This window comes from Nodosilinea sp. FACHB-131 (assembly GCF_014695395.1).
Taxonomy (GTDB): domain Bacteria; phylum Cyanobacteriota; class Cyanobacteriia; order Phormidesmidales; family Phormidesmidaceae; genus Nodosilinea.
The window spans coordinates 41,243-64,167 of the sequence record NZ_JACJOF010000007.1; the positions used below are offsets into that span (position 1 = coordinate 41,243).

Below are 22,925 nucleotides of genomic sequence, written 5' to 3' on the forward strand. Positions count from 1 at the left end.
GCACTTTACGCCAGCGAAAATTCACTGGATCGCGCCCCGCAGGTACTGTGAAGCTAGCTGGGGCCGATCGGCATTTTCCCGGTGAATACTTTACTTGCCGCTAATTAATAATTGGAGGTTTCTGTCTTAACGGCCCGGTCAGGCCATAGGCTGAAAACAGCAAAGGGGCACTGTTCTAGGGGAGGGTCAAGCATGGATATTGCTGCCAACGGCGCGATCGCGGCGGCGTATTTCATCATTCCCCTAACGCTGTTGCCGCTGCTGCTGACGGCCCGACGCGACATTTGGCTCAACCTGCTGCTAATGATGATGTTCATCTTTAGCTGCGGCGTCGGTCACACCCTCAGCGCTATGCACTTCCACAACGCCTTTTGGCACTGGGTCACGGCGGGGGTGTCTTGGGCGGCGGTTTTGACTTTGCTCACCAGCCAAACCCGACTGCGCTATCTGGGGGAAACCTTTAACTTACTAGAGGCCACCTGGGAACAGGCGCTCACCGGCAAGCTGCTCTGCCAGCGTGTCGGCGACGACCTGACGATGATCAAGCTCAACCCCGCCGCCAGGGTGATCACCAAAGGCTTGCTGAAGCCGGGCGATCGCCTCTGCGAAAAAATGCCCACCCACCGCCAGCGGGTTTACCCCTATCAGGTTTCGCTCATCGAGCTTTACCTGGCGGCCCTTGAGTCCGGTGAGCCCAAGCGGCTTGAATACCAGTACAAGGGCGAAATTTCGGGCTGGTACATGACCCTGGTTACGCCGCTCTCCCCAGAGCTGCTCTACATGACCTTTACGGAGGTGAGCGGTGTTATTCACGACCCGCTCACGGGCCTTTACAACCGCCGCGTGCTGGAGATGGAGCTAGAGGCTTGGGAGGTGTGCCTCTTTATTGATCTCGATCGCTTCAAGCTGATCAATGACCAGCGGGGCCACTACCTGGGCGATGAGCTGCTCAAGGCCGTTGCTGGGGTATTGCAAGACCATGCGCAAACCCACAACGGCATTGCGGTGCGCAACGGTGGCGACGAATTTTTGCTGCTGCTGCCCGACTCCAACCCGATGCCACCGGAGCCCTGCCCGATGCCGGTTGCCATTGCCACCAGCGTGCTCGAGGCAATCTTAGCGATCGAAATCGAAGGGGCCAGCGTCGGTGCCTCCATCGGCGTAGCCAGCGGCACCATCGACGCCTTCGAGGAAGATACCTCAATTAACCGACTGCTCCAGGCCGCCGAAACCGCGCTGCGAGAGGCCAAACGCAACCGCCGCTCTAACTCACCTCAGCACCGCATTCAGGTGTGGAACTACAACTTGGCTCGGCGGCGGCTGCGCCAGATTACCCTCGAAGCCTACCTAGAACAGCGCAGCAGCGAAGCCGAGTTTTGGCTCGCCTATCAGCCCATCTGCAACATGACAACCGGTGCCATTGTTGGAGCTGAAGCTCTCATCCGGTGGGATTCGACTCATCTCGGTCGAGTCTCACCCTCAGAGTTTATTCCTGTGGCCGAAGCGACTGGGCTGGTGCACCGCATTAGCGACTGGGTGCTCTGCCACGCCCTAGAGCAACTGGCCCAGTGGCAGGAGATCGCTCCCCAATTTACGCTTTCTGTCAACATCAGCCCCCTAGAGCTTGAGGATGACGACTTTTTAGAGCGCGTCATGGAGCGGGTGATGGGGGCCGGCATTGCCAGCAACCACTTTGGCATCGAAATTACCGAGCGCGGCATCTACAACAACCTCGATCGCTACCTGCAAGGCCTGCAAGGGCTGCGGGATATGTCGCTGCGGCTTAAGGTCGACGACTTTGGTATGGGACAGTCGGGCCTGGCCCAGCTACTACAGTTTCGCTTCGATGAAGTCAAGGTCGACCGCTTTTTCATACCGACCAATGCTCAAAACTTAGAGAAAGTGGCGATTTGTCGGGCGATCGCAAATCTGTCGGAGGGCATTAACTTTAGTCTGGTGGCTGAGGGCATTGAGCAGGCCAGCCAGCGCGACCTGATGCTGTCGCTAAACTACACCTACGGCCAAGGCTATCTATTCTCTCGACCCATGACCGCCGCAAACTTGACGACCCTGCTGCGAGAAGGGACCTGTTTAGCCGCACTGTGAAGGGCGTAAGGGAGAAAACGGTAGCTTACAATACAAAATATTGCTATTTGATTGAGTCGATTCGACCTGGCGGCACCTTAATAACAGCGGCACTATTTGCTGCTCACCAATCCCTTCATCCCCTGGTGTTTGTCTATGGCCTCCATTTTGTCCGATGCTAACCGCCGTCTAGAGCGGGCGCTTAAGTACGTTTCGATTTCTGAGGATGCCTCTGAACGGCTGCGATATCCCAAGGCCAGTCTCACCGTGTCGATTCCGGTGCGGATGGACAACGGCACCCTGAAAGTCTTTCAAGGCTATCGAGTGCGCTACGACGACACGCGCGGCCCCACCAAGGGCGGCATTCGCTTTCACCCCGATGTCACCCTCGACGAGGTTCAGTCGCTGGCGTTTTGGATGACCTTTAAGTGCGCGGCGCTGAATTTGCCTCTGGGTGGGGCAAAAGGTGGCGTCACCGTAAACCCCAAGGAGCTGTCGAAATTCGAGCTAGAGCGCTTGAGTCGGGGGTATATTGACGCGATCGCCAACTTTATCGGCCCCGATGTCGACGTGCCCGCCCCCGACGTCTACACCAACCCCATGATCATGGGTTGGATGATGGATCAGTACAGCATCATCTGCCGCAAGCTGAGCCCGGCGGTGATTACTGGCAAACCCCTGAGCATGGGCGGCAGTCAGGGGCGCGACACGGCCACCGGCACCGGCGCTTTCTACGTGCTGCAGGCGATGATGGCTAAATTTGGCCAGGTGCCTCAAAACACCACTGTTGCAGTGCAGGGGTTTGGCAACGCCGGCAGCGTCATCGCCCGGCTGCTGTTCGATGCGGGCTACCGAGTTGTGGCAGTCAGCGACTCCCAGGGCGGCGTCTATTCCCCGTCAGGGCTAGATATCCCCAGCATTCAGCAGTTTAAGACCTCGACCCGCAGCCTCAAAGCGGTGTACTGCGAAGGCACCGTGTGCAACATCGTGGAGGATCACTCTGTGGTCACCAACGATGAACTGCTGGCCCTGGATGTCGATATTTTGATTCCGGCAGCGCTGGAAAATCAAATCACCGCCGAGAATGCCAACACCATTCAGGCTCGCTATATCTTTGAGGTGGCCAACGGCCCCGTAACTTCCGAGGCCGATCGCATCTTAGAAGCCAAAGACATCTACGTCTTCCCCGATATTTTGGTTAACGCAGGCGGCGTCACCGTCAGCTATTTTGAATGGGTGCAAAACCGCAGCGGTCTCTACTGGTCGGTGGAGGATGTCAACGCCCGCCTCAAAACCATGATGGTGACCGAGGGTGAACGCATCTGGCAAATTGCCCAGGAGCTGGCAATTTCTCCGCGCACTGCCGCCTACGTGCACGCCCTCGATCGCTTGGGCGATGCCCTCAATGCCAAGGGCACCCGCGACTACTACGTCAGCGGTATTTAAGACCTGGAGAATGCAGGATAAGGACGGGAGTTAGAGGGGTGAGACGTGAACCTTTTTACAAGGTTTACGCTGACTGGGGCAACATTGCCGCCATTGCCTTCTCTAGCCCCTTGGGATCACTGAGCAGTTGGGCTGCGATCGCCTGGGCCTGCTCGCCGGGATATACATCCTCAACCCCATCAATGACTGCTTGAAGGGCCGCCTGGGCTACCGCTGCGGGGGCCACCTTGGGAGGCGGAAAGTGCTGGCTACTCTCAGTATCTACCGTTGCGGGCATGACGCCGATGACGAGGGTATTTTGGGCTGCCAACTCTGCCCGTACCCCCTGGGTCAAGATATAGCCTGCCCCTTTAGACGCGCTGTAGGAGGCATTCATAGGGAAATTAACTCGGCCCAAAATGCTGAGCATGTTGACGATCGCACCCCCACCATTGGCCTTGAGCACTGGCGCAAACGCGCGACACATCGTCAAAGTGCCAAAGTAATTTACCTCAAGCTCAGCCCGCGCTGCGGAGAGATCGGGTGCAGAAATAAACCCCTGCATCAGGGCAATACCCGCATTGTTGATCAGCAAATTTACATCGCCACACTGGGCGGCTGCCGCCTTTACCGTTGCCTCATCGGTAATATCTAAAGCAACCGGAATAATGCGGTCTGGATCGAGCGCAACCAAATTATCTAAGCTTTTAAGCTGGCGCGCTCCGGCATAGATTCGAGCTGCTCCCATTGCTCGTAAGGTGTCAATATAGTATTGCCCTATACCACCGTTAGCTCCCGTTACCAGCGCTACAGCGTTTTCTACCTGCATGTCAGCGGCCTTTTTTCTAACCCGTTTTTACAACGGTATACTGAGTCCTGAGGTTTGCAAAGTACTTACTTTTTCGTAAGTACTCAGGCTTCGTTATGATTAACCAAAATGAACGATGCCAGAGATAACTACCGAAGGAACAGAATTTGTTAAAGCAACTTTAAAGGTGCTAGGCGGTAAGTGGAAAATCTTAATTCTCTGGCATTTGCGCGACGAAGCAAAGCGCTTTAGTGAGCTAAAGCGCCTAATGCTTGACGTGAGCGAAAAAGTCCTTACTCAGCAGCTTCGAGAGTTAGAAGCTGATGGCATTGTGCTGCGGATTTCGCACCCGAGCAAATCCCCCAAGGTAGAGTACTCTTTCACCGACTATGGCCGGAGCTTAGTGCCGGTGTTGCAGTCGTTGTGCCAGTGGGGCGAGGTGCATTTAGCCCTTTATAGTGACCTACCCCGGCAATAACAGGTGGTGGTCTCAGAACTCGGAAGACCACTTGTGACTAAGCATTGTCGGCCTAGGCCGGAACAGCCACTTTTTGCGAGGTCCAGCGCTCGACAGCGGCGGCAATGCGCTGGCCAAACAGCTCGGCGGTGAGGCGATCGCCCGACTCGAGGGTGGCGGGGCTACCATCCATCGTCATGGGGCTCTGGCCCATAATTCCTAAGAACGAGCCTAGGCGGTTGATGCCGTCGGTTTTGCCCTGGTACTGACTGGGCATGTCGGTGGCCCCCACCCACACCATGCCGTGCTGAGCTGCATTGATAGATAGATACAGCAGCGTGCCCTGCTTGTCGCCGCTGGGGGAGCTGGAGTGGGTAAAACCGGCGGCGATTTTGTCCTTCCACTGCTGCACGAACCAGGCAGAGCTAGCCCCGTCAATAAAAGCTTTGAACTGAGCTGCCACGCCGCCCATGTAAGTGGGCGAGCCAAACACAATGGCATCGGCTGTACTCAAACGGGCCATAAATACATCATCTTGCCAGCGACCAGCCGTAATTTGCTCACCAGTAATGCGCAGCAGATCGGCGGTGTGACCCGCTTCGCGCACTCCAGCGGCGATCGCTTCAGCCATGAGATGGGTGTGCCCACCTCCAGAAAAGTAAACAACTGCGATGGTTGACATAGAGCGGTACGGCGAAAGCTACGCCTAGATACTAAAAGTAACTACTTACCGAAGTAAAGTAGGAACCTCAAAGTAACTAGTAGTTTGCAGAAGAAGTATTCTGGTAACAGAGCAAGACAAGGTTAACGGGTTAAGGCCTGCCTGCGCCCTGCTTACAGCATTCTGAACGGTCCCCAATCTCCTATGGCACGATTGACCAACGATCGCAACTCCTGCCCCGTCAGCATTTTAATGAACCTGCTGTCAGGGCCCTGGACCATGTACATTATCTGGAAACTGTCTACCAGTGGCCCCATGCGGTTTGGGGCGTTGCGTCGCCAGGTGGAGGGGATCTCGACCAAAATGCTCACCGAGCGCCTGCGGATGCTGGAGCAAGAGGGTATTGTCCATCGTCACTACGAGCCCACCGTGCCGCCCCAGGTCACCTATAGCCTGACCGAGCGCGCGGGCGAACTGGTAGCCATTCTCGACCAGCTCAATGGTCTGGCCCAGCGCTGGTATGGTGACTTGCCCGACTGTGGAGCACCCCAGGCCCAGACAGAGGCGCTAGAAGAAACTACAGTTTTGTTTTAGTGCTACTTTGAGCAGGCTTTTGTACTCGCGATCGCCAATCACATAGGCCCCAAACCGCTCCAGGTGGGGGTTCATCATCTGGGCATCGAACAGGGCAAAGTGGTGCTGACGCAGGTGTTCGACCAGTTTTACCATCGCCACCTTAGAACCCTCAGAAATCCGAAAAAACATCGACTCGCCAATGAACGCTCCGCCAATTACCAGGCCGAGAATACCCCCCGCTAACTCATCCCCCTGCCAGGTTTCGAAACTGTAGGCCCAGCCCGCCCGATAAAGCTCGGTATAGACCTGCCTGAGTTCGCCCGAGATCCAGGTAGTATCGCGGTCGGCGCAGCCGCTGACCACCTCTTCAAAGGCTTGGTTGATGGCGACCCGAAAGCGGTTTTGGTTGAGCGATCGCCGCAGCGATTTGGGATAGCGAAAGCGATCGTCCAGCGGAATCAACGTGCGCTGACGGCTAGAGTACCAGCCCAAGTCGTCGCCCTCGCCATCGGCCATCAAAAAATACCCCTGGGAGTAACCGCGAATGATGGCGTCTAGGTCGTATTTGATGGAGGTCACAATAGTTTGAGTAGATGGTGCTCAGGGGCGGGCGAGTAATGTTTCTTGACGCTCAGCCGCCTTCACTCTAAGGCAGGAATCTGAGACGGTAGTATTGAGTGTACAGAAGGTTTTCTTCGGTTTCCTCACCCCTCAACTCGATGACTGACCCCCTTAGCCCCATTATGCTGCCGCCGCCAGAGGATGCTCAACAGGAGGGGCAGTGGCTCAAGGCAGCGTTGTTGACCTGGCTGAATGCAGAGTATCTGCCAGAACCGGCCAATCGCAAAATCGCCGAGCGCGTTTCGCAGGTGTTTGTGCGCCAGCGCATGGAGGGCGAAAACGATGTCGGCTCGCTGGTGATGGCGATCTTAACTGAGCTGCAAGCCTTTGATTTTTCTGACAGTTTCTACGGTGAGTTTACCGTCGCTAACGCCGTGGGCGACCTCCTGTTCGATAGCTTGGGAATCGATCGCTGCTGCGGCCGCTCCACCACTCTGGAGGCCAGCCGTGTCGGCAGGCTAGCCGATGGCGGCGATGCAGAAAGAGAGAGCACTTAACCTACAGCGATCAGTCGTTATCCTAGGGCTATGACTTCACTGACCCTAACCCTCGACCCAGTGGTGCGGCTCACCCGCGAACAGTTCTATGAGCTGTGTAAAGTCAACCACGACATTCGCCTCGAGCGCAGCAGTACAGGAGATTTAATTCTCATGCCACCCACTGGCTGGGAGTCTGGTCGTCAAAATTCTAAGCTCAACCTACGAGTCGGTTCCTGGGCCGAACAAGATGGCACAGGCTTGGTGTTTATTCTTCCACCGGGTTCTCGCTCCCCAATGGAGCCGATCGCTCGCCAGATGTAGCCTGGGTAGAAAAATCGCGCATTGAAGCCCTGGCCCCGGACCCCGCCAGGTTTTTACCCTTAGCTCCCGATTTTGTGATTGAGCTGCGATCGGCTACCGACAAACTGGCCACGCTACAGCACAAGATGGCCGAGTATCGCGATTGTGGCGTGCGGTTAGGGTGGCTAATCGATCCTTAGGAAAAACGGGTGGAAATTTACCGTTTGGGAAGACCTACAGAGTATTTGGGCCAGCCAGAACAGCTCTCTGGAGAAGGTGTGCTGCCCGGCTTTGTGCTTAGGCTAGCCGAAATTTGGGGTTGAGGAGGCCTGCGATCTCACGCTTATCGTCAAACATCATGGCTATAACAACAAAAGAGGCCTGAGCATCGCTCAGGCCTCTTTAAGACTTCATAACCTATACTCGTTCAAGCTCAACGCTCGAAAGGCTGCTCTACCAGCTCGACTTCACCACGCCAGGCAGCAGACCCTGGTGGGCCATCTCGCGCAGCTTGTTGCGGCAGAGGCCGAAGTCGCGATAGTAGCCACGAGGGCGACCGGTCATCCAGCAGCGATTGTGCAGGCGAGTCGGCGCGCTGTTGCGGGGAAGTTGCTGAATTTTGCGGTGGACTGCCACCTTCTCTTGCTGGTTGGCAGCTTTGTCAAACTCTTCTAGCAGGGCCTCACGCTTCTTGGCGTATTGCTCTACCATCTTTTCCCGCTTGCGCTCCCGCGCAATCATGCTTTTCTTAGCCATTTGGTTTCTCTAGCCGTAAGACCTTTTGATCACAGACACAGTCTACTACTATACGCGACTCAACCCAGGGGAGTAAACCCCGGCACCCAGGTTTTTTGCCAGTGCCTTGCTGGTAATCCCTGTGTGGAGCTATCCATGGGCAATTCCGCTGATGAGACGGGTTCGGTTTTCTGCCCTCGGAATGGTTCAAATACCCAACTAGATTAAAAAAGAGGATTTTTTATTGCCAAAAGAATTGTTTGGCCGGAGTAACGATGACAAGCTTAATCACCTGGATTTTCTTCGCCTGGGCCATTGGCATTATTGTGGTGCAGTTCATTAGTTAGCGCCCATACTTTAATGCAACCCTATGTCAGTCTTAGCCTCAGCGGTGGCGACTCCCAGCGATCGCTTCCACTACATTCCTCCCGCGGCTGCCCAATCGGCTCAACACATTCTCGTTAAGCCCAATCTTGGCTACCCCGTTGGGCCACCTGTTACCGTCAGCATAGCAGTGCTACAAGAAGTCATTCGCGGGCTTCAGGAATACAGTCCCAAAGCTGAAATTTTCATTGTTGAAGGGGTTTGCTCCAAAGTCTCCTTCGAGACCGTGATGGCCAAGCTGGGTGTTCAGCAGCTTCTATCGACAAAGATTCAGCTGCTCAATGCCGATGAGCTAGAACTGGCTGAGTACCCTAATCGCTCTCCCAGCCCGGTGCGATTCAAAACCATGTGGGCACCCAAACTGCTGCAGGAGGTCGATTGCTGTCTCTCAGTTAGCGCCTTTAAGCGCACCCAGCTGAAAGGAGCACCGTTGATTTCTGCGACCCTAAAAAATCTCTACGGCCTCTTCCCCAGAGAGAAATACAAAGCCCGTAGCGCCAGTTCACGTGGGCAACTACACCGCCCATCGGTGCCCCTGGTCTTGCAAGATGTCTACTACACCCTGGGTCACTTCTTCGCGGGTGGAGTGGTGGACTGCACCGAAAAATTTGTCAGTCGTGACTGGCAGCCCGATCGCGGCGATCGCATTCCCATCGGCCAAGTGGTCTATGGCGACGATTTGCTAGCCGTTGATAGAACCGCCTGCCAGGTGGGGCAGGAAGGCATCCCCGATTACATCACTGCCCTAGAGCATTAGCGTCAAGGTTAGTAATCTGCTGAGCTAAAGGGTACAGGGTCTCAGGTACATGGCCTGGCTTAAACCTGAAACCTTAAACCTTTAGGCCGCTAGACTAGCGAGAAAAAATGAAGGTGGGAGCGACATCCTCCGGGCGGTAGCCGGCAGCAATGCACTGGCTCATGGAGTCGGCCACGGCTAGGCTAGCTGCGGTAGCCACGCCCACGACGCAATCAGAAAACCGCACAGGCAGCACGCTGCGGCGGCAGTTGTTCAACACAGAGGTAGAGTTGGTGACCTCTAGACCCTGGTGAATGTCACTGACGCAGGTAGCGAGTTCTTGGGGGCGGCGATCGCTCTGGCAAGCTACTAGGGCTTGCTCAGCATCTACTTCGGCGACACCGATAACATCAACGGTGCAGCTAGCTAAATCGACGGGGTATAGGGCTTGGCCGCAGGCCCCGGCCGCCGCAGGCCCAGCAATGCCAGCCCCAATTAAGCGGCTGGCGCAGGATTCAAAATCGTTGGCGATCGCTTGCGGAGCAGAGAGCATCACCATGGAAGTCGTCAGCCCTGTGATCACGGCAAACGGTATTGCAAGGCACTGGCGATGGGTAATAGAAGCTAGAAAATGAACCATAACAGAACGTTAAAGGTTATATCGCTTGGTTAACGGGCGCAATTAGCGGTTACAGTCTGTTGATCAATTAATTACAGAGGATTAGTCCTCTAGATTAGCCTGGGCAGCACTGGCTTTATACCAATGCTTGCCCTCCTCAATGTTTCTGGTCGTTGAATCTTCTACAGTGAAGAGTAGCAGGAAAAACTCAATTTCGTGACGCAGAGGTTAAGGCAGTATGCACCTGAGTGACATAACTCACCCCAATCAACTCCACGGTCTATCTATTCGTCAGCTCGAAGACGTGGCCCGCCAGATTCGCGAAAAGCACCTGGAAACCGTGGCGGCTAGCGGCGGGCACTTGGGCCCTGGACTAGGGGTAGTGGAGCTGACCCTGGCCCTGTATCAAACCCTCGACCTCGATCGCGACAAAGTCACTTGGGATGTGGGCCACCAAGCCTACCCCCACAAGCTGATCACCGGCCGCTACCACGACTTTCACACCCTGCGCCAAAAGGATGGGGTGGCGGGCTACCTCAAGCGCAGCGAGAGCAAGTTTGACCACTTCGGCGCAGGGCACGCCTCCACCAGTATTTCGGCGGCTTTGGGCATGGCTCTGGCCCGCGATCTGTCCGGCGACAACTACAAGGTGGCCGCGATTATTGGCGACGGCGCGCTGACTGGCGGCATGGCCCTAGAGGCGATCAACCACGCCGGGCACCTGCCCCACACCAACCTGCTGGTGGTGCTCAACGACAACGAAATGTCGATTTCCCCCAACGTGGGGGCAATTCCGCGCTACCTCAACAAAATGCGCCTCAGCCCGCCGGTGCAGTTCCTCACCGACAACCTCGAAGAGCAGTTTAAGCACCTGCCCTTTGTCGGCGAGTCGCTCTCCCCAGAACTCGATCGGGTCAAGGAAGGCATGAAGCGCTTGGCGGTGCCCAAGGTGGGGGCCGTGTTTGAGGAGCTGGGCTTTACCTACATGGGGCCAGTGGATGGCCACAACCTGCAAGAGCTGATCGCCACCTTCAAAGAGGCCCACAAGCATACCGGCCCCGTGCTGGTGCATGTGGCGACTACCAAAGGCAAGGGCTATGCGATCGCCGAAAAAGACCAGGTCGGCTACCATGCCCAGTCGCCCTTTAACCTCTCCACCGGCAAAGGTATTCCTTCCACCAAGCCTAAGCCCCCCAGCTACTCGAAGGTGTTCGCCGAAACCCTGATCAAGCTGGCCGAAGACAACCCCAAAATTGTCGGCATCACCGCCGCCATGGCCACAGGTACCGGGTTAGATAAGCTCCAGCAGGCGCTGCCCAAGCAGTACATCGACGTGGGCATTGCCGAACAGCACGCCATCACCCTGGCAGCTGGTATGGCCTGCGAAGGCATGCGTCCCGTCGCGGCCATCTACTCCACCTTCCTACAGCGCGGCTTCGACCAGATTGTCCACGACGTCTGCATTCAAAAGCTGCCGGTGTTCTTCTGCCTCGACCGGGCGGGCATTGTCGGGGCCGATGGGCCAACCCACCAGGGGCTCTACGACATCGCCTACCTGCGCTGCATTCCCAACATTGTGCTGATGGCCCCCAAAGACGAGGCCGAGATGCAGCGGATGATGGTGACCGGGATTGACTATAAAGCGGGGGCGATCGCCATGCGCTACCCCCGGGGCAGCGGCTACGGTGCCCCCCTCATGGAAGAGGGCTGGGAGCCGTTGCCCATTGGTGAAGCGGAGGTGCTGCGCCAGGGCGACGACGTGCTGCTGCTGGGCTACGGCTCGATGGTATACCCCGCTATGCAAACCGCCGAAATCCTCAGTGAGCACGGCATTGAAGCTACTGTGGTTAACGCTCGCTTCGCCAAACCCCTCGACGAGGAGCTGATTTTGCCCCTGGCTCGAGAAATTGGTAAGGTTGTCACCCTCGAAGAGGGCTGCCTGATGGGCGGCTTTGGCTCCGCTGTGGCCGAGTCGATTTTGGATGCGCAGGTGCCTGCCTCGGTGCTGCGCATCGGCGTGCCCGATGTGCTGGTGGATCATGCCTCCCCCGACCAGTCGAAGGCGGCACTGGGGTTGACCCCGCCCCAGATGGCTGAGCGCATTCTCGCCACCTACCAGGTCGAAAAACCCGTTCTGGTTCGGTAAACTGCCCAACATCGTCCCCCAGCGAGTTACTTACTGGGGGACGATGCTTTTTGCTGATTTATTATTCAATTGCTAAGGAAACCTGGGCACCACCCACGGCTCGCATGGGTCCCAGCACTTCAACAATTTGCTGATAGCTCAACTGATAATCGGCTTTCAAAACAATAACGCCCTTCGGATCTTCAGCGAGATACTGCTGAATTTGCTGAGCCATGGTGGCTGAATCAACGGGCTGCCCTGCCAAGTAAAGCTGCTCTTGTTGGTCTAGCTCAACGATGAGCGGGTCTGGTTGGTCAACGTCACTACCACCCGATTCGGTTGAGGGCAGCTGAACATCGACCGCCTGCTGATTAAACTCAGCCGTCATCGAAATGATGATAAAAAATACCAGGATCGTCATTAAGACGTCCATCATGGGCACGAGGTTGATCTCGGGCAAATCACGCTTGTCAGATCGAGCCTTAAATCGCATGGAATGTCCTTCAGGCGTTACTGGAAGAAATGAGTTAAGCGAACTTCAATCATGACCGCTTAATCATAGCAACCCTTGAGCTGACTCAAGAACTCCTCTGGCCGCGCTCAGCCCTGGCGATTGAGCTTGCTCTACAAGGCTCTCTTGCTTCGATAGTGCCATGCTCTAGGGCCCAACCGGGTCGCAGCGAATTTCTACCATAAAGCCGTCAGGGTCGTAAAAGTAGACGCCGCGCCCGGTGGGTCGGGTGACGGGGCCGTGAGCGATCGCAACCCCATTCGCATATAGTACTGCCAATGCCTGATCGAACTGCGCGGGGTCAATGTCGAAGGCCAGATGGTAAGCGCGGGTAAAGGATTTTTCGGGATCGGGATCGGGTGGCTCCAGATCGGGAGCACCAAATAAATCGAGAATCAGGCCGTCGGGGGTGACAAAGTTAGCGACCTTGCCCGTGGCTACCAGTTCTTTAAGCGTGTCGTCTACCTCATCTCCGGTCAACTCCTTGAGGCCCAGCAATCCGCCGTAGAAGCGCCGCGAGGCAGCCATATCCTTCACGTTCAACGCCAGGTGGTGGATGCGGCGCAGTTGACCGGGTAGCAGAGCGGTTAACGTTGCAGGGCTGGTGCTCATAGAACGCGTCCGAGAAAAGAGCGAATTATGATGGATTATAGAACTCCTACCGCACTCAGTCCCTCAGCCATCGCCGATCAAACCCTCGAACTCACCGTCACTGTCCCCGCCCCCGAACGGCTCGATCGCTGGCTGACCGCCAACGTGGACGAACTTTCCCGCAACCGCGTTCAAAAGCTGATTGATTGTCAACATGTGCAGCTCAACGGCCAGCTCTGTACTAATAAAAAAGAGACAGTGCAGGTAGGCGATCGCATTCGTCTCACCATTCCTGAACCCAGCCCGCTGGAGCTAACTGCTGAGGCCATTCCCCTCGACATTCTTTACGAAGATGAGCATTTAATTGTTCTCAATAAGCCCGCTGGACTGGTGGTGCATCCTGCCCCTGGCAACTTGAGCGGCACCTTGGTCAACGCCGTACTGGCCCACTGCGGCGACCAACTGTTGGGCATTGGCGGCGTGCAGCGCCCCGGCATTGTGCACCGGCTCGACAAAAACACCACTGGGGCGATCGTGGTGGCCAAAACCGACCTGGCCCACAGCGACCTGCAAGCCCAGATGAAGGCCAAAACCGCCCGCCGCGAATACCTGGGTCTGGTTTACGGCGCGCCCAAAACTAACTCCGGCACCATTGATGCGCCCCTGGGTCGCCACCCCGCCGATCGCAAAAAGCATGCCGTCGTTCCCCTGGAGAAAGGCCGTACCGCCGTTACCCACTGGCAGGTAGAAGAACGCTTGGGCAACTTCTCGCTGCTGCGCTTTCGTTTAGAAACTGGGCGCACCCACCAGATTCGAGTCCACAGCACCCACATGGGCCATCCGATTGTTGGCGATCCCACCTACGGCACAGGGCGCGATGTGGGGGTGAATTTGCCCGGTCAGGCGCTCCACGCTGAGCGCCTAGAGCTGCGCCATCCGGCTACCGGGGAGACAGTGGTGGCGATCGCCCCCCTGCCTGACCATTTTCTCAAGTTGTTGACCGTGCTCAGGAGCCGGTCGGTTTAGCCGGCGATGGGCTGGGGCGGTGGAGGTTTAAGTGAGTCGACGTTAGCGGCAATTACAGATACAGAACATTTCATGGGCAACTGTGTTGCATCGGTCACAATGGAGTTAAGTGTTGGTCAAGTGAGCCCGGCAAGCGGCTCACAGTGGGCTGACTAAACCATAATCGAGTCGGCCTAGGGCAGCCGCACTGCGATCGCAGTCGTACTGCTACCCAGTTCTGACATTTATCCTCTCCCAATTGTCATGGCCATGCGTCCTCTCCTGTCTCAGTCGCCACGCCCCTGGGGCCATACTTCAGAACAGAACAGACTGGGCCGTTTAGACCAGTTGCTCACCTTTGCGATCGGGTTCTTAACCACCACCTGGTTGGGAATGGCTACAGCCAACTTCTCCTGGGCTGCACCAGAACCGCCCGCTATTACTCAAGACCTCAGGGGCAAACAAGACGCTGAGACTCCCAGTCCGCCGCCCTTACCAACGTCTCTTCCCGACCCCATCATCCCAGAAGCAACGGGCATCATTGGCCTGGCCCCAGCCTCCAACGACGACGTCGGGGTAGGGCATCTGCGTCCCGTCAACCTGTCAACCGATGCTGCGGGCGCCCTCTCGGGTGCTGGCTGGCTTCGAGATGTAGCCCTACCCATTTATCCCAGTCCAGACAGTACCCACTGGGGATGGTTGATCAACGGCTGGCTCGTGCCTAACGACGCAGACCCCCTGGCCATTGGCCGCGACGCTGCTTTCTCCATGGTGCAAACTGAGCAGCAGATTTACACCTTTCCGGTTTTAGAGATTCGCCCCGATGGCTGGTTTCGCTTTCAATACACTCCTGCCGGAGCCGCTTGGGCACACACCTCCCACTTAGAGCTGGGTGCCATACCTCTCACTGTTGAAACTTGGGAGTCGTCCATGCAAGATGCCTCCCGGGTTGAGTTTCGGCGACCGGGCCTAGCCCAACCCATGCGCTTAGCCCCCAGCGGTACTGCCCCGCTCCAGGCCCTGGTGGGTTCTAACAGCATTATCCAACCCCTCGATCTTGAGGGCGACTGGCTGCGGGTGCGGGTGACTCAACCTGCCCAAGGGTGCACCCCACTGCCCGGCTCCAGCATCTCAGAGGGCTGGGTCCGCTGGCGCAGCGACGCCAAGATTCCCCTAATTTGGTTCTCGTCAACCGATTGCCAACAGGGATGAGAATTGTCCTGTTGGCTAGCTGCATTAGTTACCCGGGTAAACGTTCTAGCAGTCTTTGTAAACGAATTTTGGCCATCACATAGAGCGGAAATTGGTAATGTTCAGCGATCAGCCAGCCCACCATGGCGCTGTGGGCGGCTAATGTCCCGATCGCCCAAACCATAGACCAGTTCACTCCTGTAGCCTCTAGGGGTGGGAAGACGTAGCCCCCCAAGGCGACTAGACCCGCCGGAAAAATGACTAGGGCCAACCCCACTAGCCAGAGAATTAGAGTAAGGTCTCCCCGGCCTTGGTAAAGCGGTTGCCAGCGCCAACCTTGCCAGCGCCAGCCCATGGGCTGCACGCTGTCTACCACATGCACCGTTTGCTGGTCGAGGTTCACTTCAAAAATGTGGCGGCAAAAGCTACAGGCGTAGGCATCCATCAGCGCCATCGGCTCAATTTGCCCATGGCGACATACTGGGCACTCGTAGGTGTCCCCTTCAAGCCCCAGCGATCGCGGTGCCCCTTTTCGACCAAAAGATGTCTGACTACCGCCCATGGGTTAACTCCCCCAAGCCGACTGAATAACCGCTAGGGTTAGCAAGCGCCATTAACTAAATTGGGCCGGCTCCTAGCCACCTGGCTAACCCCTTTGGTATATCAATTTTGAGCCGGGTGGGCCGCCAAACTTAAGCAAAACTTTGCTTTGCCAACATCACGGCTATGGTCGAGAGTGCCAAACAGCTAGAGGGCACTCACCATGGGAGCTCCGACAGTACGCGTGTAGTCTTTACCATCGTAGGTTAGTACTACCATGGGCTCTTGCCCAGACATATCCACAGACTTAAGTTTGATGCGGCCACCAGCCAGCATGTCACCCTGGGCAACACGACGGCTGACGGTGCTACCGGGCTCGGTGATAATCACGCTGATGCCGCTGCCTACCTGAACTACGCCGCTGACCACCACTTGGTCGACTAGGCTTTGAAAAGCCGGGCTGCCGGTGGGTGCAACGGCGAGGTCTGTGGGGATAGGTGGCACGCTACCGGGTAGGAAGGGGGCCGGTAGGTTGGGCAGGGCCACAGACTGGGTTACTTGGGGCAGAGGGGGCAAACTCTGGGTTGCCGACACGGGCACCGTTGGCAGTGCTTGACCTCGGGTCGGGGCAGGTGCTGGCGTCAACGCGGCGGCTGCCCGGTTAGGACGCGATACTTTGGGGCCTGGCAACACCACCGAGGCAAACGGGTCAGAACGACCGGCGGCGATCGCCTCTACTCGAGCTTGGGGAGAGGTGGAGCGCAGCAGGCTCGGGTCGGCCAGCCGTAGCGGTGCCGATGCCGCATAGAAAGGCTTTGACTGAAATGGAGTAGCCGCTTCTCCGGTGGCAGGGGTTAGAGCGCCATCGGCGGCTGGGTCAGAAATGACCGCGTCGTTAACGGTCGCGACCGCGTCGACCTCGTTGCTGCGGGAGTCGGCTGTGGTGAGTCTAATGGTGGCTCCGGCCGCGATCGCCAGCAGCAGGCCCCCTGCGATTGCAGAGTACAGCTTTCGGTTGGCTAGGCTTTTTAGCTTGGGCTCTCCAGATTGCCTCGGCTTGGCAGAGTAGGTCATCGCAGCATCTCCCCACAAAATCCCCCTAACCATAGCGAATTCTTCAGAAAGTGGCGCATTTTCGCTGGGCTAAAGAGGCGATCGCCGGTTACAGCGCCATCAATATCTAGACAGCCGGTGCTACAACACTGTCAGGATTGCTCTGTCGCCGCTGATGCTTAGCCTGCAACTGCAACAGTAAAGCCTCGGCCTCGGCCTGCAAGTGCAGCAGCTCCACCTGCTGACTGGGGTGGTAGGGAGCCTGGCGCACCTCGAGCCAGCAAATTTTATCGGCGGCGGGGGCTGCCGCTGGTTCTGGGGCCGATCCATTGGAGAGAACCGTTGCCTGAACGTTAGTGCGGTCTATGGAGGCGTTCATGGGCGAAGTTGGGTAGAGAATTGTACTCAGTCAGAAAGTTAAGACATTTTAACCATCCTGTCCAGCAACTAATCTTAAACCAGGCGATCGCAAACCGCAGAGCCGACCTAGGGCAGTTTGTAAACTGGAGATATCCCTAAAACAGAAATTTCTAGTCTCGTCGGTGCTAAAAACACAGCTCTTGATCGGTTGGCGTCAAGGCACACGGTAAACTAGAAAACAAAGGCTGAGCCTGGGCTAGGTCTCGCTGATCTACGTCTTTAGCCTGCCGTACCTATCGTCAACCTACCGTGACCCTAAGCGTAAACCCTGCCGCCACCGCCGTTTCCCGCTCTCTCGCCGCTGGGCTCCAGCCCTGGCCAGGTCTGATTGAAGCCTATCGAAGCTACCTACCCGTCTCCGATCAGACTCCAGTGGTGACCCTGTGTGAGGGCAACACCCCGCTGATTCCCATGCCAGTCTTGGCCCAACATATCGGCAAAGATGTAAAGGTGTGGGTCAAGTACGACGGCCTCAACCCCACTGGCAGCTTCAAAGATCGGGGTATGACCATGGCCATCTCCAAGGCCAAAGAGGCCGGGGCCGAAGCGGTAATTTGCGCTAGCACGGGCAATACCTCTGCCGCTGCTGCCGCTTACGCCCGTCGAGGGGGGATGCGGGCCTTTGTGCTAATTCCCGATGGTTATGTGGCGCTCGGCAAGCTGGCCCAGGCCTTGCTCTACGGGGCCGAAGTGCTCGCCATCAACGGCAACTTTGACGATGCTCTTGCCATGGTGCAGGAATTGGCAAAGGATTACCCCATTACTCTGGTTAACTCAGTCAACCCCTATCGCCTAGAGGGGCAGAAGACCGGGGCCTTTGAGATCGTTGATGCCATGGGCGATGCTCCCCACTGGCTGTGCATTCCAGTGGGCAACGCGGGTAACATTACTGCTTACTGGATGGGGTTTTGTGAGTACCATCAGCAGCGCAAATGCAGTCGCTTACCCCGCATGATGGGCTTCCAGGCCGCCGGGGCCGCCCCTCTAGTCAATGGTCACGTGGTGCGCGATCCGCAAACCCTCGCCACTGCCATTCGCATCGGTAACCCCGCCAGCTGGACCAAAGCCGAAGCCGTACGCGATGCCAGCCAGGGTGAGTTTAACGCCGTTACCGATGCAGAAATTTTAGACGCCTACCGTCTGCTGGCTCTGGAGGGGGTGTTCTGTGAACCCGCTAGTGCCGCTTCGGTAGCAGGGTTGCTGAAGGTTAAAGACCAGGTGCCTGCCGGCATCAATATTGTCTGTGTGCTGACCGGCAACGGATTGAAAGACCCTGACACTGCGATCGCCCACAGCAACAACCAGGTCAAAGGGAACCTCAATCCAGACCCTGGTACCCTCGCCAAGGCCATGGGCTTCTAAACGCCGGTTAATATTTGCTGCCGTCCGAAATCGGTAGACTTGCTGCTGTAGTCAACATCTGGAGAATGTGAACCGCGTTCAACGTCCTTCCAGAGCAACAACGACCTGTTTGCCTCGGCCCAGCGCCGAGGCATTTTTTGTGGCGGCTGAGTGTTGGGCTATCGGCTTCCAGTGGCTAGATCAGAGGCAGACTGGGTTGCCTGGGACTGGAGCCAAACCGCCTTAAGCCGCTCCAAAAAGGCAAAAACCGGCGGGGGCAAGAGCGCATCCCGCAGCACAATGACCCCAATCACGCGTTCTAGGGGTTGGGGCAACTCCGCTACCCGTAGCCCCGGAGGGATAGGCTCTGCGGCCAGGGACGCCATGATGGTGGCCCCCAACCCTCGCTCCACCATACTGAGAATAGTCGAGTCTTCGCGAACGGCATAGGCTGGCTGTAACTGCTGATCCCAGCTGTGCAGCAGGCGATCGAGGTACTGGCGATCGCCATCGTCATTGGGGGTCAAAATCAGCGGATAAGCTGCCAGGTCCTGCCAGGTAAATGGCTGGGGCAGGGGAGCATGCGGTTGGGAGCTAGGCGGCAGGAGGATGATGTAGCGATCGCGCAGCAGTTCCCACTGCTCAAACTCATCGCGGCTGGGCAAATAGGTAAACCCGACATCGGCCCGCCCCTGGCGCAGATCGCTTTCCACCATTTCATAGTGAGATTTTTCATCAATGGCAATGGCGACCCCAGGGTACTGCTGCCGAAACTGACGAATCACCTCCGGCAAAATGTGGGTCGCCACGCTGCGAAAGGCCGCAATTCGCACTTCGCCGGTTTGCAGCCCCTTCGCTTCGTCAGCTCGATTGCACAGGGCATAGAGCGATCGCAACACCTGTCGGGCTTCCTCAGTGATTTGTTCACCCACTGGCGTCAGCACCGCCCCCTGGCGGCCCCGGTTGAGCAATGACACCCCCAGCTCTTCTTCCAGAGTGGCAATGGCATGGCTCACCGCCGATTGGGAAAGCTCCATGTGCAGAGCGGCCTCGCTAAACGAACCCCGGTCGGCAATAGCCACGAGCGCTCGCAGTTGAGAGAGCTTCAGGCGATGGGGGTCAGCTTTAGCCATTGTGCTGTCCTACTCGACGTGGATAAGCTAGACACTAACCCTTGATTGCCGCTTAGCGAAAGAGACATTCCACAATTTCTGCGGTTCTATCGGCCTCTGCCTGGCTCTTGACAATGTTCTGAATGCCGTCGCAGCAATACTGAGGCCACATGGCGTAAATGCAGCCTCAGTATTGCTACGGCAATTTTTGCTACCTGATTCCGCTCGAATTACTGAAGCTTTATCTGATGCCCAGGGGATCTACTCAGGCTCTCCCTGCTGTGGCCGGATAGATTAGACCCAAGCCGTGCAAATATCACTGGCCCTAGGGCAGCCTAACTCGCCACTGCGATGCAGCCTGCTCGCCCCCAGATCCTCCCTTAGGGGCAGGTGTTCTATGTAACCCATTCACCTTTTAGCCAGGTACCAGGAGATGTTCATCAACCGTCACCTTTTAGAAGCCGGACTCGCGGCCGCCGCAGTGTGCGTCAGCGTTATGGCTACGGCTCCAGCCCAGGCCCAGCTACCCGCTGCTGGTCTCACCCCCGATCAGTTTTCCACTGACCTCGGGTTTGACAGCCTCAAGAGCCTGAATATCACCAAGCCTTCTACTAGCCTAGAGGAGCTTAAAAAGCTCATCAACAACGAGGCCAACGCCCTATCCCAAAGCTTTCTGGCCGACTATGAACTTGATACCAGCAAGCTGTTTTGGAATGGCGTTGACCCGGTTGAGGTCTACTTCATCAATGAAGGAGCTGGGTATCGCAACCAGCTCTTTTACACCGCTACCAATGCCAGCGGCGGTTTGACCAGCGGTGGCAAAATCTTCGACGATATTTCGTCTCGCGATAGCAAGCTCAGCGAGAGCAACGGCCCCCTCGCCCTCGGGCAAGGCGTTAGCCTCGGGGCGTTCGTCGGTGCCACTCAGCTCGATTTTATGATTAAGTCGAACGGCAAAAACGGCGGCAACACGATGCTAGGCACCAACGCTGCAGCCAACCCCAATGGGCTCCAGCACGTGGTTGCCTTCCAGCACCAAGACTGGATCATCCTCGGTTTTGAGGATATTGTCGGCGGTGGCGATCGCGACTACAACGACGTGATCTTCGCCGTACGCGGCATTCAGCACGGGGCACCCCCCGCTGAAGATGTTCCTGAGCCCTCTGCCCTGCTCGGCATCGCGGCCTTGGGTATCGGTGGTTTTACCACCCTGCGCCGCCGTAAGGCTGCCACCGCCTAGTTTGGCTGGCCTCGGTGGGTAGAACCGTCGAGTGATTTCTGGATATGCACCCTGATGGTAGTCGGGAGGTGAGACATCTCACCTCCCGATTTTTTAGCGCTCTAGTGCATAAATAACACCAGCCGTTAGCTCTGTTATGCCGCTTACCACCTCATTAGCCCCAGCCTTCTTCAGGGCATCGCTGTAGGCATTGCGGTAGTCGTCTGCCCCTGCCACCACGTGGGGCGGTAGAATTCCCACCCCTAGCCATTGCCGGTAGGCATAGTTGACCTGGGCCTGCACAACGGTCTGCATGTCGGCGACGGTATCGCCGGCGTAGATCACCGGCAGATCAGCGGGGAGCCCATGCTGCTCGGTCAGGCGCTCCACCACGGCTAGCAGCCCGGCGGGGTCAGGTTTACCGGGGGCATCTTCCATGGCTACGAGCACCGGATTGTTTAGCCCCAGCCGCCGCTCCAGCACATAGCGAGCCGATTCCTGAGTGGCACCGCTAAAAAAACCCCAGGGAATGCGATCGCGCGTCAGCTGATCAAAGTAAGCTGCATCCACCAGCAGCGGCTCCTGGGTGATGTAGCCTGTCCATTGGTTAGGATCTGCAATGTTAGGTCCCCGGTAGCGCTGCTGAAAGAACTCGACAATCTGGTCGTAGTTGAGAGCGATCGCATCTCGACCCTTTCCCTGACCCTCAAAATAGCGATACACCAGCTCCTGGGAGCTTTCCCAGTCGTTATTCCACTGGCCCTCGCTCTTTAATTCGTCAATCTCCTCTGACGTGGGCCGGTATTGACCACCGGTAAACTCCTCTACGGTATCGGCCAGGGCGCGGCGATAGGAGTTGCCCACATCCCTTAGTACGCCGTCAATATCAAACACCGCGATCGCTCGAGGGACAGCCAAAGAGGTCATAGAATGCAGACTTGGGGTAGAGAGCAGGGAAGCAAGGTGATAGAATTATAGACTGTAGTATTTTTGGAATTGCAGCGGAGGTTTACTTGTCCAGATTTGTCCTAAAAGTACTCTGGCTAGAAGGCGACGTTGCGCTGGCGGTTGATCAGGTGGTTGGTAAGGGCACTAGCCCGCTCACCTCTTATTTCTTCTGGCCCCGTAACGATGCCTGGGAACAAATGAAAACAGAGCTTGAGAGCAAGCCCTGGATCGAAGAAGAGGAGCGGGTTGAAATTCTCAACCAGGCTACTGAGATCATTAACTATTGGCAGGAAGAGGGTAAGGGCAAACCCCTCACCGAGGCTCAGGATCGCTTTCCCGAAATTACCTTTACCGGTAGTTCGTGATGGTTAGATCAGCGGCTAGCTAAGAATCAGACATTGGCTAAGAAGTTCGGTTCAGAACATCCCTCGCTGCTAAAACTCCACTGGAGCTATAAACCCATTCAAAAGCCCACCGGTTAAATAATCGGTGGGCTTTTGAGTGAGTGGCTATTGTCGAAGGGCTACTTGAGTCCGCCGGCCGCTTGAAGTTTTGCTCTAGCGCGCTTGAGACTCTGACGGGCCTGAATCGTAGCCGACTTATCTTCTGAGTCAACTTCGTTCAGTCGAGCCTCGGCTTCCTGGTAAGCAGTTTGAGCTTGGGCGAGGTCAATGGCATCGCCTCGCTCGGCCCCGTTAACCAGAATAATGACTTCGTTGCTGTCAACTTCTGCAAAGCCACCCATGAGCGCGATGGGCACCCACTCTTTATCATCTCTCACCCGCATCACCCCGATGTCGAGGGCGGTGAGGAGGGGCGCGTGGCCAGCTAATATGCCCAACTGACCAGTGGTACTGGGCAGAATGACCTCTTCTGCCTCAGAGTCCCAGACGGTTTTGTCTGGGGCAATTACACGAACGGTTAATGCCATAGCAAGAATGCAATAGGGATTATGACAGGATGCTGGGGGCCAGAACTATCCC

24 protein-coding genes and 2 pseudogenes are annotated in these 22,925 nt (G+C 56.7%); 13 read left to right on the forward strand and 13 right to left on the reverse strand.

Annotated elements, in window-relative coordinates; all coding sequences use genetic code 11:
- The first annotated feature begins 192 nt into the window (after positions 1-192).
- Both H6F75_RS03245 and H6F75_RS03250 read left to right on the forward strand, forming a co-directional pair.
- On the forward strand, positions 193-2,106 hold the full coding sequence (locus H6F75_RS03245) for a bifunctional diguanylate cyclase/phosphodiesterase (RefSeq protein WP_190749194.1): 1,914 nt from the start codon (positions 193-195) through the stop codon (positions 2,104-2,106).
- Positions 2,107-2,241: 135 nt separating this feature from the next.
- The gene (locus H6F75_RS03250) at positions 2,242-3,531 is read left to right on the forward strand and encodes a Glu/Leu/Phe/Val dehydrogenase (protein ID WP_190749196.1); all 1,290 of its coding nucleotides are present in this window, start codon (positions 2,242-2,244) and stop codon (positions 3,529-3,531) included.
- 64 nt (positions 3,532-3,595) lie between these two features.
- On the opposite strand, the gene H6F75_RS03255 is transcribed toward H6F75_RS03250, so the two are convergent.
- Positions 3,596-4,339, reverse strand: coding sequence for an SDR family oxidoreductase (locus tag H6F75_RS03255; RefSeq protein ID WP_190749198.1), 744 nt, complete (start codon positions 4,337-4,339; stop codon positions 3,596-3,598).
- Positions 4,340-4,454: 115 nt separating this feature from the next.
- Between H6F75_RS03255 and H6F75_RS03260 the strand changes: the two genes are divergently transcribed.
- Positions 4,455-4,796, forward strand: coding sequence for a helix-turn-helix domain-containing protein (locus H6F75_RS03260; RefSeq protein ID WP_190749199.1), 342 nt, complete (start codon positions 4,455-4,457; stop codon positions 4,794-4,796).
- 52 nt (positions 4,797-4,848) lie between these two features.
- Here the strand turns inward: H6F75_RS03260 and H6F75_RS03265 are convergent, their stop codons facing one another.
- On the reverse strand, positions 4,849-5,457 hold the full coding sequence (locus H6F75_RS03265) for a flavodoxin family protein (RefSeq protein WP_190749201.1): 609 nt from the start codon (positions 5,455-5,457) through the stop codon (positions 4,849-4,851).
- A 183-nt stretch (positions 5,458-5,640) separates the two neighbouring features.
- Between H6F75_RS03265 and H6F75_RS03270 the strand changes: the two genes are divergently transcribed.
- The gene (locus H6F75_RS03270; protein WP_190749203.1) at positions 5,641-6,030 is read left to right on the forward strand and encodes a helix-turn-helix domain-containing protein; all 390 of its coding nucleotides are present in this window, start codon (positions 5,641-5,643) and stop codon (positions 6,028-6,030) included.
- On the opposite strand, the gene aat is transcribed toward H6F75_RS03270, so the two are convergent.
- Positions 6,004-6,582 carry a leucyl/phenylalanyl-tRNA--protein transferase gene (gene aat / locus H6F75_RS03275; RefSeq protein ID WP_190749687.1) on the reverse strand — a complete coding sequence of 193 codons (579 nt, stop codon included), beginning with the start codon at positions 6,580-6,582 and terminating at the stop codon, positions 6,004-6,006. The genes H6F75_RS03270 and aat overlap by 27 nt on opposite strands.
- Positions 6,583-6,731: 149 nt before the next feature.
- Here aat and H6F75_RS03280 point away from each other — a divergent pair.
- Together H6F75_RS03280 and H6F75_RS03285 are read left to right on the forward strand one after the other, a co-directional pair.
- Positions 6,732-7,058 (forward strand): annotated as a pseudogene (locus H6F75_RS03280) (hypothetical protein); the annotation flags it as partial.
- A 102-nt stretch (positions 7,059-7,160) separates the two neighbouring features.
- Positions 7,161-7,735 (forward strand): annotated as a pseudogene (locus H6F75_RS03285) (Uma2 family endonuclease).
- A 130-nt stretch (positions 7,736-7,865) separates the two neighbouring features.
- Here the strand turns inward: H6F75_RS03285 and rpsN are convergent.
- Positions 7,866-8,168 carry a 30S ribosomal protein S14 gene (gene rpsN, locus H6F75_RS03290; RefSeq protein WP_190749207.1) on the reverse strand — a complete coding sequence of 101 codons (303 nt, stop codon included), beginning with the start codon at positions 8,166-8,168 and terminating at the stop codon, positions 7,866-7,868.
- A gap of 349 nt (positions 8,169-8,517) precedes the next feature.
- Here rpsN and H6F75_RS03295 point away from each other — a divergent pair, with 349 nt between their 5' ends.
- Complete coding sequence (locus tag H6F75_RS03295) at positions 8,518-9,288, forward strand: DUF362 domain-containing protein (protein WP_190749209.1); 771 nt, start codon at positions 8,518-8,520, stop codon at positions 9,286-9,288.
- 94 nt (positions 9,289-9,382) lie between these two features.
- On the opposite strand, the gene H6F75_RS03300 is transcribed toward H6F75_RS03295, so the two are convergent.
- Positions 9,383-9,907, reverse strand: coding sequence for a hypothetical protein (locus H6F75_RS03300; protein WP_190749211.1), 525 nt, complete (start codon positions 9,905-9,907; stop codon positions 9,383-9,385).
- A 217-nt stretch (positions 9,908-10,124) separates the two neighbouring features.
- Between H6F75_RS03300 and dxs the strand changes: the two genes are divergently transcribed.
- Positions 10,125-12,032 carry a 1-deoxy-D-xylulose-5-phosphate synthase gene (gene dxs / locus H6F75_RS03305; RefSeq protein WP_190749213.1) on the forward strand — a complete coding sequence of 636 codons (1,908 nt, stop codon included), beginning with the start codon at positions 10,125-10,127 and terminating at the stop codon, positions 12,030-12,032.
- A 61-nt stretch (positions 12,033-12,093) separates the two neighbouring features.
- Here the strand turns inward: dxs and H6F75_RS03310 are convergent, their stop codons facing one another.
- Positions 12,094-12,504 carry a biopolymer transporter ExbD gene (locus tag H6F75_RS03310; protein ID WP_190749214.1) on the reverse strand — a complete coding sequence of 137 codons (411 nt, stop codon included), beginning with the start codon at positions 12,502-12,504 and terminating at the stop codon, positions 12,094-12,096.
- Between the two features lie 165 nt (positions 12,505-12,669).
- The gene (locus tag H6F75_RS03315) at positions 12,670-13,134 is read right to left on the reverse strand and encodes a VOC family protein (RefSeq protein ID WP_190749216.1); all 465 of its coding nucleotides are present in this window, start codon (positions 13,132-13,134) and stop codon (positions 12,670-12,672) included.
- Between the two features lie 30 nt (positions 13,135-13,164).
- Here H6F75_RS03315 and H6F75_RS03320 point away from each other — a divergent pair, with 30 nt between their 5' ends.
- Both H6F75_RS03320 and H6F75_RS03325 read left to right on the forward strand, forming a co-directional pair.
- A complete protein-coding gene (locus H6F75_RS03320) occupies positions 13,165-14,139 on the forward strand; it encodes an RluA family pseudouridine synthase (protein WP_199303735.1) in 975 nt (324 codons plus the stop codon).
- A gap of 243 nt (positions 14,140-14,382) precedes the next feature.
- Positions 14,383-15,330, forward strand: coding sequence for a hypothetical protein (locus H6F75_RS03325; protein WP_206754665.1), 948 nt, complete (start codon positions 14,383-14,385; stop codon positions 15,328-15,330).
- A gap of 28 nt (positions 15,331-15,358) precedes the next feature.
- On the opposite strand, the gene H6F75_RS03330 is transcribed toward H6F75_RS03325, so the two are convergent.
- From H6F75_RS03330 to H6F75_RS03340, 3 genes are all read right to left on the reverse strand, one after another.
- Positions 15,359-15,871, reverse strand: coding sequence for a hypothetical protein (locus H6F75_RS03330; protein ID WP_190749220.1), 513 nt, complete (start codon positions 15,869-15,871; stop codon positions 15,359-15,361).
- 185 nt (positions 15,872-16,056) lie between these two features.
- Positions 16,057-16,923 carry a hypothetical protein gene (locus H6F75_RS03335; RefSeq protein WP_190749222.1) on the reverse strand — a complete coding sequence of 289 codons (867 nt, stop codon included), beginning with the start codon at positions 16,921-16,923 and terminating at the stop codon, positions 16,057-16,059.
- A gap of 106 nt (positions 16,924-17,029) precedes the next feature.
- On the reverse strand, positions 17,030-17,281 hold the full coding sequence (locus H6F75_RS03340; RefSeq protein ID WP_190749223.1) for a hypothetical protein: 252 nt from the start codon (positions 17,279-17,281) through the stop codon (positions 17,030-17,032).
- A 290-nt stretch (positions 17,282-17,571) separates the two neighbouring features.
- Here H6F75_RS03340 and thrC point away from each other — a divergent pair, with 290 nt between their 5' ends.
- Complete coding sequence (thrC, locus tag H6F75_RS03345) at positions 17,572-18,684, forward strand: threonine synthase (protein WP_190749225.1); 1,113 nt, start codon at positions 17,572-17,574, stop codon at positions 18,682-18,684.
- A 158-nt stretch (positions 18,685-18,842) separates the two neighbouring features.
- On the opposite strand, the gene H6F75_RS03350 is transcribed toward thrC, so the two are convergent.
- Positions 18,843-19,796 carry a LysR family transcriptional regulator gene (locus H6F75_RS03350; protein ID WP_190749227.1) on the reverse strand — a complete coding sequence of 318 codons (954 nt, stop codon included), beginning with the start codon at positions 19,794-19,796 and terminating at the stop codon, positions 18,843-18,845.
- Between the two features lie 412 nt (positions 19,797-20,208).
- On the opposite strand from H6F75_RS03350, the gene H6F75_RS03355 reads away from it, so the two are divergent.
- Positions 20,209-21,015, forward strand: a complete 807-nt coding sequence (locus H6F75_RS03355; RefSeq protein ID WP_190749691.1) for a DUF4114 domain-containing protein — start codon at positions 20,209-20,211, stop codon at positions 21,013-21,015.
- 93 nt (positions 21,016-21,108) lie between these two features.
- Here H6F75_RS03355 and H6F75_RS03360 read toward each other — a convergent pair whose 3' ends face one another.
- A complete protein-coding gene (locus H6F75_RS03360) occupies positions 21,109-21,921 on the reverse strand; it encodes a TIGR01548 family HAD-type hydrolase (RefSeq protein ID WP_190749230.1) in 813 nt (270 codons plus the stop codon).
- Positions 21,922-21,968: 47 nt separating this feature from the next.
- Here H6F75_RS03360 and H6F75_RS03365 point away from each other — a divergent pair, with 47 nt between their 5' ends.
- Complete coding sequence (locus tag H6F75_RS03365) at positions 21,969-22,307, forward strand: 30S ribosomal protein PSRP-3 (protein WP_171973078.1); 339 nt, start codon at positions 21,969-21,971, stop codon at positions 22,305-22,307.
- A 158-nt stretch (positions 22,308-22,465) separates the two neighbouring features.
- Here H6F75_RS03365 and atpC read toward each other — a convergent pair whose 3' ends face one another.
- Positions 22,466-22,873 (reverse strand): ATP synthase F1 subunit epsilon, encoded by a 408-nt coding sequence (gene atpC / locus H6F75_RS03370; RefSeq protein ID WP_190749232.1) that lies wholly within the window; start codon positions 22,871-22,873, stop codon positions 22,466-22,468.
- Positions 22,874-22,925 lie beyond the last annotated feature (52 nt).